Annotated in this window: 8 protein-coding genes; 2 read left to right on the top strand and 6 right to left on the bottom strand. The window is 50.7% G+C overall.

The annotated features are described in order from the left end of the window. Positions 1–136 precede the first annotated feature (136 nt). Positions 137–520, top strand: a complete 384-nt coding sequence (locus tag ACYVGR_RS26360) for a LytTR family transcriptional regulator DNA-binding domain-containing protein (protein WP_460962429.1) — start codon at positions 137–139, stop codon at positions 518–520. 1,350 nt (positions 521–1,870) lie between these two features. Here ACYVGR_RS26360 and ACYVGR_RS26355 read toward each other — a convergent pair. The 6 genes from ACYVGR_RS26355 to ACYVGR_RS26330 all read right to left on the bottom strand — a co-directional run bounded on the left by ACYVGR_RS26355 (position 1,871) and on the right by ACYVGR_RS26330 (position 12,399). After that, complete coding sequence (locus tag ACYVGR_RS26355; protein WP_460962427.1) at positions 1,871–3,202, bottom strand: bile acid:sodium symporter family protein; 1,332 nt, start codon at positions 3,200–3,202, stop codon at positions 1,871–1,873. 88 nt (positions 3,203–3,290) lie between these two features. Next, positions 3,291–4,010 carry a D-lyxose/D-mannose family sugar isomerase gene (locus ACYVGR_RS26350; RefSeq protein ID WP_460962426.1) on the bottom strand — a complete coding sequence of 240 codons (720 nt, stop codon included), beginning with the start codon at positions 4,008–4,010 and terminating at the stop codon, positions 3,291–3,293. 123 nt (positions 4,011–4,133) lie between these two features. After that, positions 4,134–6,026, bottom strand: coding sequence for a LamG-like jellyroll fold domain-containing protein (locus ACYVGR_RS26345; protein ID WP_460962423.1), 1,893 nt, complete (start codon positions 6,024–6,026; stop codon positions 4,134–4,136). A 4-nt stretch (positions 6,027–6,030) separates the two neighbouring features. Next, positions 6,031–7,797 carry an exo-alpha-sialidase gene (locus ACYVGR_RS26340; protein WP_460962421.1) on the bottom strand — a complete coding sequence of 589 codons (1,767 nt, stop codon included), beginning with the start codon at positions 7,795–7,797 and terminating at the stop codon, positions 6,031–6,033. Between the two features lie 103 nt (positions 7,798–7,900). Beyond that, positions 7,901–9,316, bottom strand: coding sequence for a RagB/SusD family nutrient uptake outer membrane protein (locus ACYVGR_RS26335; RefSeq protein WP_460962419.1), 1,416 nt, complete (start codon positions 9,314–9,316; stop codon positions 7,901–7,903). Between the two features lie 14 nt (positions 9,317–9,330). Next, complete coding sequence (locus ACYVGR_RS26330; RefSeq protein WP_460962417.1) at positions 9,331–12,399, bottom strand: SusC/RagA family TonB-linked outer membrane protein; 3,069 nt, start codon at positions 12,397–12,399, stop codon at positions 9,331–9,333. Positions 12,400–12,729: 330 nt separating this feature from the next. On the opposite strand from ACYVGR_RS26330, the gene ACYVGR_RS26325 reads away from it, so the two are divergent. Continuing rightward, positions 12,730–13,746, top strand: coding sequence for a LacI family DNA-binding transcriptional regulator (locus tag ACYVGR_RS26325; protein WP_460962415.1), 1,017 nt, complete (start codon positions 12,730–12,732; stop codon positions 13,744–13,746). Positions 13,747–13,839 lie beyond the last annotated feature (93 nt).

The raw sequence follows: 13,839 nt of genomic DNA, 5'->3' as shown, positions 1-13,839 counted from the left end.
GGGAGTTATGATGTGAATCGGCTCAACAACGTCTACGCTCGTATCATCAATGGCCTGTAAGACCATACCAGGAAGGGTATAGCGTGACGACGTATATACCCTTCCTGGTGTTCCTTTTCACACTCGATCTATGTGTATGCAAAACGTCTTCTCCTCTTCGAAAGGAAAGCAAGTCCGAATCGACCCCCAAAGGGTCCTCTACCTGACGGGCGATGTCAATTATTGTTATCTTCATCTGCTGGATGGGGCTGTACTGCTGATGGCCCGCACACTGAAATGGTATGCACAGCGGTGGCCGCATTTTCTGCGGGTGCATAAACAGGTGCTGATTAATCCTGTCTATGCCTGTGAGTTCACGCTGGCCCCCAGTCTGCGTTTGCCTTCGTATCTAATCATGAGCAATCAGGCTCGGGTACCTATCTCCCGGCGACGCTTACCCCTGGTGCGTCATCAGTTGAATGCTCTTCCCTATAAAATAGTCAGACGTAAGAAACGGGAAGTAGCTGAGTTGGTAGGATAGGTTAAACGCATTTAATTAAGATCGATTTTGGCTAATACGGATTTGAGATATTCGTCATCCCAACCAGAGTTTTTCGTGCTTTCTTTATCGTCCAGCCGATTTAAGGCCTGCAGAGCCAGCTTTCGGATAGTACTTAGATTAGCCTCGGCATTGTTCAGCCGTGCTCGTTGACAATCTGCACTAAAAACAATATCTAACTTCTAATGAAGCCGATTTTCAATACTCCAGTGCTGGCGAATGAACTGATTGAAGGTTTGAGCCGACAGCTCTAAATTGCTGAGATAATAACGTGTTTCAGTCGTCAGCCTGGCCCCCTGTTGGCACTAGCCTCGACGACAATTACGTTCTTCAGATGAATCCAGGCCACTAAATCATCCAGTAAATACAAGTTTGTTTCTACATAACAAACCCGCTTTTTAATCCGATCTGAAGGCATATACCACTCTTTTTAATGCCAGTTTTGACGGTGCCCCGAAGCACTCTACCATCCAGATTGATTTGTGGTAACTGTTCTGACTGATGGAATACAATAGAGAACGACCCCATCGGGCATTGTAGTTTATGACACCAGTTGAGTACCGGCAGGCGGCTTAAACTCCAGTCAAAACTGGCTCACCAAACGGGGTAAAGACACGATGATGTTCGTCGCTCAGCTTCTACTTACGGAAAACTGACCGTATGTGATGGCCCTTCCTTACTTCAGATGAGCCCTTAATTCCCCAAAGTGATTGGGACAACTTATGGGCTTTAAGTCGACAATATTTACGGATAGACCGGCAAGCGCGCCAATTTTTTAAGGCGCTAGTACGTGCCTACCATATATAACTCGGGCAATCTATTCTGAGAAGAATAATCCCCTGTATTCAATAGAAAATACAAATAATGAGAATTTGAAGTAGAAATACATTGTACTCCATTCATACTACTTTATAATGAATAGATTTGCGACAATAAGCGCGCAACTATTACGACGATTAAAATGCAAATTGACACTGATAGCCAAAACTAGCTTAGATGAATTCACATCTATGGATTTCCAAGGGGCTGTAAAACCCTGGATTTGTTGTGTTTTTTAAGATTAACGAATGAAATCAATTCTAGAAAAATCCTAAACCTTTAACCGTAAGGCTTACAGATAAAGCCGCCAGCTATGGTTGCTTAGGAAGTTAGGTGCAATGTCCTAGCAATCGTCTCCGAGAACAATATAAATTAATTCGTCAGGTGGTTCAATCGACCGACCTATATGTTGTCTGTTAGCAAAAAGATAGTTGGTGTGCACCGATAGAGAGCATACACGATGGGCTGTAATTCGTTAAGTTTACTGTCGGTAATAGGGCATTTGGCGATCACTTAAACAGTTGAAGTTGATTTTGGCGAGGCCAACACATCGATATCTTTCAAATCTGCTCTATCTGTCGGTTGAGTAGGGCGTTTCCGAAACCAGTTGGCCAGCGCCGAACCCGTTACGTTTTGCAATGGGCCAAAAATGGCGGAGGCTAGCCCAACGGTAGCAACTTTGCCCATTTGCAGAGCGAGACCCGTAGCGACGCCCCCGTTCTGCATGCCCACTTCAAACGCAATGGTCCGGCGGTCGCGTTCGGGCAGGCCAAACAGCAAGGCGATACAGTAACCAACACTTAGTCCAATCAGGTTGTGTAGCAGGCAGCTCACAATCAGCAGGCTTCCCACGGCCAGTAGGTTATCCCGCCCTGACGCCGTGATGATGACCGTGTTGATGACAATACCGAGCATGGCTACAAACGACAGTACGCTGTCAAGAGTTGGGCGGCTGACGTTGCGGTTTTTCAGGAAGATAGCCGTCATTATTGGCAGAATGTAGAACCAGAAAAACGAACGGATCAGCGCCATCAGAAAGCCCGAACCATCTGCCTTTGTTACGATCATCATCAATACGTTGGTTAGAAGGATCACGCCAGCGAATCCCAAAAGCTGAATAGCCCGCTCGCGGGGTGTTACGTTGCCGAAATAGAAAAGATTGAAGAGGAAACCCGCCACAATCGGGATAATGATCATGTTGGTGATGTCGATCATCATGTGAGCAATATCGACCGCTACGTACTGACCCGCCAGCCACTTCATCAGAAAAGGCGTAACAAATGGCGACAGAATGGTCGAGCAGGCGCCGATGGTAACGGCCAGCGCCAGATTAGCTCCCGACAAATATGACATAACGTTGGACGCCATCGCGCTAGATACGCAACCAATTAAAATGACCCCACCCGCAATTTCAGCCGGAAAATCAAATAGATGCGATAAGCTAAATCCAACCAGGGGCATCACGATGAAGTGGCAGCCGATACCAATAAACACCCCTTTTGGCATTCGGACTACCCCTTTGAAATCGTCGAAACTCATGTGTGCACCCATGCCAAACATGGTTAATTGCACAAAAGGTACGATCAGACGTTTGAGTTGAAAATCGCCGACGATGAAGAAATACTGCGGATATAACATGGCGACGCTGACCGCAGCCAAAATCCAGACCGGGTAGGAAAAGCCCTTTAGTGCCTGGAAATAACGGAACGCAAGGGCCAGCCCAACCAGCCCGGCCAGTAGCAACAGACCTGTAGTGGACTGATTCCCCGTAAGCCATAAGATACCGGCTGCTATCAACAGCAGCAACGATAGAGCTAGTAAAATAATCGACAAACGATAGGTCATGAGGGTATAGTTTACAACACTGAAATGTTTTGGCGATTAATTAAATCAAGTCAATTTGGGTAATCAGGTGTCAGGTGTGTGGTAGTGGTCACTGTTCAATAAGGGCGGCCGGATATTCGTGGCAGAGAAAATACCGCCGAGGTTCATCCTCTTCAATTTCGGGGAACCGAACCCCGTAATCGACCAGAAAAACATTGTCGTTCCAATCGTCGCAAACGCTCGAAATCTCCGAACTAAGCGTGTAGCCTACCCCATCTACTTGCCAGCCAGTGCCTTCTTCACCCCAGAATTGATGAATCGTGCGGGGATGTATCGTCACACTCTCGCCCGGACGCAAACGCACGATGTCGCCGGGGCCTAGCCGCCGGGTGCAGCCGTCGACCTGCGTCACGAAGGTTTCCGACGAAGGGTTTCCGTCGGCGTCGGCTTTGGTCAGTTGCACCAGAATATTCCCACCTGCCCGGCAGATGATGTCTTCCCGTTTTGACAGGTGGAAATGGGCCGGGGCTCGCTGGCTTTCAGGATCGATTAGCCATTTCTCGGCGTATTGTTTTGGGTATCCCGTTACGTTCAGCCGCCCGTTTCGGGCGGTAAACAGGGTTCGGCCAATGGTATAAAAATCCTTACTGCCAAAATCCGTTACGTCCCAACCAAGCATGCAATCCCGGATTTCGGCGTATTCGGGTCCGGCGTCAAGCCATTGATCAACAGTCCAGTAGGCAAAGGGTGGGAGCTGTACGCCAAAATGAGCGATAACCGTTTTGGCCGTATCGATACTAGCGTTTATCATGGAGCGTTTTAAGTTCATGGAAATCGTGTTTTTGAAAAGGTTTCTTTTGACATGATTTACAGGATTGACATGATTTATTCTGAGCAACCAATCCGCCCGGCGGCCCGGCTGTAAATCATGTTAATCCTGTCAGAAAAAAAATCAGTTTTTGTTGGCTTTGTAATTCCCGACCGCTTCAGAAATCGTAAGGGCCCGGTCATAGACGGATAGCTCAGCCAATTGCCCGGTAAAATCCTTGCCAAGTGTCAGTTGCGACGAACCAGTTACCGACTTCAAATACGGACTGAATCGCCCCCAGCCAAACTGCCGCGACGTGCCGCCGTCGTTCAGAATACCATCGACCACAAACGCTACGATTTTGGGTCCACCATCCACGATGATACTGACGTAGTGCGGCTTGTTTTCGGCTAGTACTCCTTCATCGCAGGCCCAGGCTGATTGCGTTCGCCCGTCGTTCATCACCAGTTCGAGGGTTTTCTGCCCGGTCGTCCGAACGTACCAGCCTTTACCCGTACTGTCGCGGGTATCGGCCAGGAGTTGGTTTGGGCTCAGTTTTTTCAGGGTAAAGGCTAACTCGATGGTAAATCCCTGGGCTGTACTCACGCCCGGTTGTTCGAGCTTTTTGGTATCGCGTTTGTAGAATTCGGGCAAAACCGGAGCAGCTACCGTTTGCGGAAACGCACCTTTCTGATACGTCCAGTCCAGTACCAGACCCGCTTTTGTTCGGGTTTGATTATCAAACTGGTTCCAAAGGCCGTTGAGCAGTTTCGAGTCGAGTTTGTGAACACGGGCGATGTCTTTTTGGGTTTCGGTAACGTAGTACGCCCCTTTGTCTTCCACCAGATCAGGGTAACTCATCCGAATTAGCGGATCGTCGTCGTAGAGCAGGATTTCGGGCTGTGTCCACCGGATAATTTTTCCTTTGGGTGAATCCGCTTCGATGCCCCCCATTACCCAGGCCGGATTGCGATCTTCGTAGGCCATGTTCCGGCGGTTCGGGTGCTCACGGATGAATCGCCCCCCATGATTATGAAACCAGTAGAGGAACTTCCCGTTCTCACACTTCCAGACGAAGTTAGCAGCTCGCGGATGCTTCACCAGCCGACCGTTGGCGTATTGCATGTACTGGGGCGGCTCCCACGTATGACCGCCATCGCGGCTGTACGTACAGGCCGGGTGTCCGTCGATGGTGCGGTACACGCAGAAAAAAGACCCGTCGCTCAGCACCGCAAAGCTCTGTTCTTCGGCAATCGGGCCACCTATTTTGGCTGGTGTTCGCAGACCTATCTCGCCGTCGGGCAAGGTGCTCCAGGTTGCTTTGGCCGGGTCGCTGATGGTAAGTAGGTCGGCGCTACGGATCAAAGCACCTTCGCTCGACGTAAAGAACCCAACGCCAAACCCGCCGACTTTATGAACAGGCACGAAAGCCGCTCCTTTGTCGGTAAACGCCTTGCCGACATTCCAGAAATACTGAATTTTACCACCATACGGATTCTTTCGGTCAATCTCAAAATTTCGGATGGGAATGGTGATGCGGTTGGCCGACCAGGTTTTGCCCCCATCGTCGGAATATTTGAAGACGAAGTACCCCTGGCTATCGACCCGTTTCACCAGTCCGTCAGCATAAGGCGGATTATCGCCTTTTACAGCCCTGATATTGTCGGTGTTGTGATTGTAAAAGACAAACACACGGCCTGTTGGGGCTTTCAGCAATACCGCGTAGGAAGCTTCGGGACCATCGGCCGGTTCGACTTCACGCTTGTCGGTCCAGGTTTTGCCCTGATCCAGGCTGCGCGCGGTAATGATGTGCTGTCCCGACGCACCTTCGTGCCCCGATCCAGTGGTGAGTACGCACAGCCAAGCCCCGTCATTGGTTTTAACGATATAGGGCTGATCGCTGTAGGTCTCGTCGGGAATAATGGTTCCGGTTGTGATATTACGTGGGTCCTGCGCGTGCAACAAGGCCGGACTGCTACTGACTAATAACCCCCAAAAGAGCACGTAGCGGTTTGTATGGCTTAATAATCTACCCATAGAACTAGTGAATTTGTTCGGCATTAAAATTGGAAATGGCTTCGCTCGTGGTTAGATAGCGGTTATAGAGTTTCAGACTATGAAGTTGTCCATGCAGACTGGGTGCCATTACCGCTTTGTTGCTCCCATTGATGTTCGTCAGTTCAGGACTGAATCGTCCCCAACCGTATTGCCGGGACGTACCGCCATCGCACAGACGCCCATCGATAAGTACCGAAATAATATCAGGAGCCCCATCTACTACAAATACAACGTGTTGCTTTCGGCCGGGTTGAATCAGGCCGGGGTCTGTGTCCCAACTGTCGGTACGAGTTCCGTCCGACAGAAACAACCGGAGCGTTTGCTGGTCGGTCGTGCTTATCCAAATGCCTTTCCCCTGCTGGTCGCGGCTGTCGAACACCACCTGATTCGGTTGTAGGTCGGTCAGCGTCAGCCACGCATCCAGGCTAAAGCCACCTTCTTTCAGGCTGGGTAGGGCTGGCATATCCATTAACTGGCGCGCCTTGATTCGTTTTTTGGTCGTGATCAATCCGTCTGTCGTTAACGCATGTGCCGTAGCTTGTGCCCACAGGCCATCCAGCAGCGCCTTGTTGATGGCGTGGGTTCTGGCTTTCGATTTTTGGGTTTCGGTCATCCAGTAGTGGCCATCCTGTTCAACCAAATCGGGATAACTCATGCCCAATGCACTTAAGTCGGTTGTATACAGCAGAATTTCGGGTTGTGACCAGTGAATCCGCCCATCTTTTTCAATACCACCACTGATCCATACAGGGTTGCGCCCCTCCCAGGTTTTCCCGCTGTGGTTATGAAACCAGAACAGAAATTTCCCATTCTGACACCGGAATACGCGGGGGCAGGCTCTCGGGTTTTTCATGATTTGCCCGCCGGGCGTATACGTAGCGGCTTCGGGCATCGTCCAGCTACGGCCACCGTCGCGGCTATAAGCGTGGGCCGGAAAACCCTGCGTGGTGCGGTACATGCAGTACAGATCCCCATTGTTGAGACTGACGAGGTTATGTTCCTCCTGAATAGAACCCAGCGTTGGGCTACGGAGCCCCTGTTCGCCGTCGGGTAGCATTTGCCAGTGCAGTTTAGTGGGGTCTTTTTCGGTATCAATATTGTCGGATTTGAAGAACCAGCCTTCACCCAGATCCATCTGAAACTTCCCCATTTTAGTGAAGCCAAAATACATAGCCCCCTTTACCGAAATGGGTTTTGAAATGCCCCACAGCATCTGGACTTCGCCTTTCCAGTCGTTGTTCAGATCAACGGGCGTTTTCCTGACGGGTAACCGGTAGCGTTCCGACCAAGTCTTCCCAAAGTCATCCGAATATTTATAACAATACCAGCCTAGTTCGCCCGCCGTTCGCAGGGGCTTTCCATTCAGGGTGCTGATGTTATCGCCGTTGTAATCGTAAAATACGTAAAGCCGACCGTAGGGCGTCAGGTATTGCATGCCCCAGGAAGCCAGCGGACCACTGCTTGGTTCCACATCGACTACGGGCGACCAGCTACGTCCCTGATCGGTACTGGTCGTTGCCACTACGTGCTGACCGGGCATACTTTCCTTGCCAGTTCCGGTCGTGAAGACCCCTAGCCAGTTGCCGTTGGGCAATACCGTTACGTAGGGTTGATCGATGTATCCATTTTCGTAGATAGAAAACCCCTGGCTTATGTCGCGCTGATCAGGCTTTTGGGCATAGAGTGGTGGGGCAATCTCCAGCAGGAATGCCAATAACCAGCTTGTAATAAAAAGATGTTTTGGTTGCATAAACCCTTGTTGTTTGTCGTGGTATCGGGTTTGAGAACTCAACACCACAACCTCTCGACACCACGACTAATGACAATCAAATTACTACTTAATGACAAAATACTCAGTAGCCCGGATTCTGAGGCAGCAGGTTCGGGTTGAGCTGAATTTCAGTGTAATAGACGGGCATCAACGCTTTTTTGTCGACACCCAGCACCGCTTTGGCCCGTCCTGTCCGAAGCAGATCGTACCAGCGATGGCCTTCGAAACAAAGCTCCACAAATCGCTCCTGCTCGATGGCCAGCAACAGCGCGTCTTTCGAACTAGCGGTGGTGTTGGCAAGTCCTGCCCGGTTACGGATGCGGTTAACCAGGGCAGCCGATTCGGCGGTTTTGCCTAGTTGTGCCAGCGCTTCAGCCTGCATCAGGATCACATCGGCCAACCGTAGAAAAATAAAATTCGTATCACTGTACCGGGTAGTACCCACTACCGTACCCATGTATTTGGCCACCGTTGGCAGGTTCGGAAACTGGTCAGTCGCTGGACTACTGGTATAGATACTAGCCGCTTTTCGCACATCACCTGCCTCGAAGGCATCGACCAGTTTCTGGGTCGGAATCAGCGTCTGGTTACCACCTGTTGTTATTTTACTACTCCGGGGTAGGAAAAAGCTAGTCAGTGCATTGGTTTCCTGGTTAGTATAATTGTACTGAAGCTCGAAAATGGATTCCGTCGTGTTTTTGGCCGTAAAGATTGTCCCGTAATTCGCCCCCGAAACCAACGAATACGTACTGTTGGCCAGTACTTTAGTCGCATAATCGGCAGCCTGTTGCCATTCGCCCGACTGATTGTAGGAGCTTCGCCACAGATACACCTTACAGAGCAGGGCCTGAGCGGCTCCCTGCGTGGCCCTTCCCCGTGTTTCGATGGCTGTTGAATAGGTAACGGGCAGCAGCGTTTCGGCCTGTTTCAGATCGGCAATGATCTGATCCTGAACTTTATCGGCAGGGATTCGGGCGGGTTGCAGATCTTTATCCAGCGACAGGGTTGGCTCCAGAACCAGCGGAACAGCACCCCATAAACGGACCAGATAAAAGTAGTTGAGTGCCCTCAGAAAATACGCTTCGCCCATAATCCGGTTCTTTACACTGTTGATAGTCGGGCTTTTAATGGTAGGCACTTGGGCCAGTACGTTATTGACCCGGTTGATGCCAGCATAAAACCGACTCCAGGGGGCATAAGGACTGCTGGTACTGATGTTGTCATTCTGAAAATCCAGCGTATTGCCATCAGTAATACCAATTTCGGCAACCGGTACGCGCAGGTTATCGGCGCGGGCATCACCCCAGGTAAGCTGACGAACTTCGTCGCCCTGCAAGGCATCATAACCGGTAATGATGGCGGCTTCCGCATCGGCGGCATTCTGAAAAAACGAATTTTGGGTCAGGGCACTCACCGGCACCTGATCGAGCACATCGGCGCAACTGGTTGCCAGTCCAGCCAGCAGGATTGCCAGGATACTGTGATTTATTTTTTTCATGAGTAAGGTCAGGTTTAGAATCCCAGATTAAGGCCAAACGTGAGGGTGCGTACCTGCGGATAGGTACCCAGGTCGATGCCCTGGAGCAGCGGCAAGCCACTACGGAAATTCACTTCTGGGTCCATGCCAGTGTACTTGGTGAACGTGAACAGATTCTGCCCCGAAACGTAGAGCCGTAGGTTATCGATCTTGATGCGCTTGAGCAGGGCCGATGGGAACGTGTAGCCCAGCGTGGCCGTTTTTACCCGTAGGTAAGAACCGTCCTCAATCCAGCGGCTCGACGGAAATCCGTTCCGGCCAATCGTACTGGGTGTTCCGCGTGGTACGTCGGTAATATCGCCTTCCTTGCGCCAGCTACGCAGCACTTCGGTGGTGGCGGCATTGTAGACGAAACTGCGGTTCGATGCCTCGCGGGTCTCGTTGAAAATGTCGTTGCCGTAGGACCATTGCAGAAACACCGACAAATCGAACCCTTTGTAGGAAAAATTATTCGTAATGCCACCAGTGTGTTTGGGGTTCGCATTGCCGATAACCGTCCGGTCGGCATCGTTGATGATGCCATCTCCGTTCGTATCGATATAAATCATATCACCGGCTACGTAGAGCGCTCCCGAGGCACTGCCATCGCGCATGTTGGCCGCTTTTGCCTCCTCAGATGTAGCGTATACCCGCCCGGTATACCGCTGGCCGAAAAAGATCCCAATGGGCTCGCCAACCCGTCCCAACCCTATTGGAGCTGAGCCATAAAAGGTAGCATCGGCGCTGGTCTGGATAATGTCGGCGTTGTTGTTCGACAGGCTCAGAATCTTATTTCGGTTGAAAGCGATATTGAACGAGGTCGTCCAACTGAATCCACTGGCGCCACCGACTATATTCTGACTGGTAATGCTGAATTCCAGCCCTTTATTCTGCGTATTTCCCACGTTTTGCAGGGCCGAACCGAAGCCCGTGGTTGTGGGCAGATTCACTGATAGCAGCAACGCATTCGTCCGTTTCAGATAGGCGTCGGCAGTCAGGCTGATCCGGTTGTTGAGCAGGGAAACATCCAAACCAATGTCCGACTGCGTCGTAGACTCCCAGCTCAGGGATGGATTCGGAATGGCCGATAGAGTAATCCCAGCCTTCCCGATGTAGTTACTGCCCGTGCTATATAACCCCTGCGAGCCAAAATCGCTGATCGACTGGTTCCCAACCACACCGATACTGGCCCGGAGTTTCAGATCGCTGACAAACGATAGGGGTTGCATAAATGGCTCCTGCGAAATGCGCCAGCCCGCCGACACCGACGGGAACAGACCGTAGCGTTTATCGGCTCCAAACCGGGAAGAGCCATCCCGCCGGATTGTAGCCGCCAGCAGGTATTTATCGTTGAAACTGTAGTTAACCCTCGCAAAATAAGACACCAGCCCCCAGGATGACTTACTGCTCGATGCGGCCGTTGGCGTGGCTGCCGCATTCAGCGTGGTGATGTTATCGGTTGCGCCCTGACTAGCTGCTGCCGACAGATTGAAACTTTTGGATTCCTGCACGCTGTACCCTAGTAAACCCGAAAAACTGTGCTGCCCAATGGAATGGCTGTAATTCAGGGTATTTTCGTTGACCCAGGTGAACACGTCACTATACGAAGCTGTACCCGGCCGGGCCGACCCTCCCTGAATGGTGCTGGGCGTAAACCGCTCGTCGCGTGTGCCCGAATAATCGATATTTAGTGTCGAGCGGAAGGTGAGCCCTTTCCAGATGTCGTAATCACCGTAGATGTTACCAACCAGCCGATTGTTGACCGTAAACCAGGATGTGAGCATAGCCAGCCCAACCGGGTTAGGTCGCTGAATCTGATCCAGGAACGTATACGAACCGTCGGGGTTATACACCGACGAGAACGGTAAGTTCCGCATGGCGTTGGGGATGATGGCATTGAGGTCGTCGCCTTCAGGAACCCGGGCGCGTTTGCCCGTCGACAGGAGAATGTTGGCGCCCGTTTTAAAGCGGGCAGATGCCTGGTGATCGATGCTAAATCGGCCCCGGTAGGTATCATAGCCCGAATTGATCACCACGCCTTTTTGATTGAAATAACCCAGACTGGCCGCATAGGTCGTTTTTTCACTCCCTCCCCGTAGCGACAGTTCGTAGTTGGAAACGGCTCCCTGCTGGTAGATTTCATCCTGCCAGTTGGTGTTATACACGGCTACGCCGTTGCGAAAAAGCGTATCCAGCCCCAGCCGAACCTCCTGCGTACCCGCGTTGGCATTGGCATTCAGGATATAATCGCGTTCCTGGTAGGCATCGAGCATTGGAATCTTCCGCCGAACGTCCATTACGCCCGTGTAGGCACTCAGATTAATAGCTGTTTTACCCGCTTTACCTCGCTTGGTGGTCACAATAATAATTCCGTTTGCACCCCGAGCCCCGTAAATGGCCGTGGCCGACGCATCTTTCAGCACTTCCATCGACTGAATATCGTTGGGATTAACTACGCTGATGTCGCCCGTAATCGGTACGCCGTCCACAATATAGAGTGGATCATTGCCCGCATTGAGCGACGTAACACCCCGAATGCGAACATTCGGAGCCGACCCCGGTGCCCCACTATTATTGGTAATCTGCACACCCGCAATTCGACCCTGCAAGGCTTCGAGCGGTCCCCGCACGGGTAGGTTTTCCAGTTCTTTCCCCTTGACCGAACCCACTGATCCGGTCAGATCTTTGCGTTGCTGGGTACCATAACCGACCACCACCACCTCGTTCAGTGCTTTCATATCGGCTTTCAGCGTTATATTGATCGTAGTTCGCGTGCCGAGTGCTACGTCCTGTTTTTCGTAGCCGACTGAACTGAACACCAACGTAGCGTTTCTGTCAGATACGTTCAGGCTATACTGACCGGTTTCGTTGGTGGTGGTACCGATGGTTGTACCCTTTACGGCAATTGTAACACCGGGCAACGTTTCGCCGGATTCGGACGTAACGGTTCCCTTCACAACAATCGCTTGTCCGAAGGTTGTCGTGATGCCAAGTCCGGGCATGTACCAACAGCAGAACAGGAGCAGAAATCCCCTCCAGGCGACTTGTTTTAAAGATTGCTTCATAAATAACCAGGGATTAGAAAAGTGATGTTTTTTCGTCTTTAACTCTCAATTGATTGGCCTTAAAGCCACGAACAACTGGGCTGACAATACCCTCGAATTTATACGGTTTTAAACCGGAGCAGCAAGTATAATTGGGCGTTTTTGGGTTTTTATTGTGAAAAAACGTTACCGGTAACGTTGCCGGTAACACAGAAAAAAGCCCATGTGTTTAGCCAAAATCTGATCCTGCCGGATGGACTTCAGCGATTCTTAGAGATTCTGTCTGGTTGAACGATGTAATATGTAGAGGTCAGTATCTGAAAAAAGTACAAACTTGCTCCCCGTACCCCTATGCGCAGTAAACAACCAACAATCTGGGACATTGCTACCAAGCTTAATGTATCGATTTCGACCGTATCGCGGGCGTTACGCAATGCTCCTGATATCAATCCGGAAACGAAAAAAGCGGTGCTCGATCTGGCGCATCAACTGGATTATCAGCCCAATACGATTGCTACTAGTCTTCGAAAGAACAAGACCAACATTATCGGGGTGATGGTGCCTGAGTTCATTCACGCCTTTTTCCCAAATGTAGTTCTGGGGGTTCAGGAAGCGGCTAATGAAGCTGGCTATAAGGTTATGGTGATGCAGTCGGGGGAGTCGCTGGAAATTGAAAAGCATAACCTTCAGGCTATGATTTCCAGCCGAGTCGATGGATTGATTCTAGCGATTACACGCGAAACCAACGACTATGAGCACATTATATCGGCCCAGCGAAAAGGATTGCCAATTGTTTTTTTTAACCGGATTGTCGATGAATTGCCCGGCTCAAAAGTAATGGTCGATGATTATCAGGGGGCGTTCATGGCCGTCGAGCATCTGATTCAGACGGGTTGCAAACGGATTGCCCATCTGGCGGGTCCACAGAATCTGACCATTGGCCGCAACCGACTGAATGGTTATCTGGACGCGCTTAAAGCCCATCAGTTCCCGATTGATGACAGCTTGATTATGCCCTGTAATTTTATGGAAGGGAAAGCGCGGCTCTATACTCAACAGTTACTGGCTCAGCCTGACCGACCCGATGCGCTGTTTGCAGTCAATGATCCAACCGCTATCGAAGCGTTAATTTGTATTCAGGAACATGGGCTAAAAACTCCTGACGATATTTCGCTCATTGGCTTTTCCAATGCACCACACAGTGCTTTTGTGACTCCTCCCATGACCGCTGTTGTGCAGCCGATTCATGAGATGGGCCAACTGGCAGCCAGATTACTTATACGACAGATAACTGAAGGACAGCGGTTTATTCCTGAAATCCACGTACTTAATACGCAGCTGGTAATCCGGAAGTCGACGTTTACATGAACGATGGCCTGGAAAGAGGGAAGGGGGTAGAGAATTGCCCTTTTTTGTCTCCGGTTCTATTTTTACAAGCTTAATTTGACCCAAAAGCTGTTC

Source organism: Spirosoma litoris, assembly GCF_054776755.1.
Note: the sequence above shows the minus strand (reverse complement) of the source record. Positions and strands in the feature narration are given on the sequence as shown.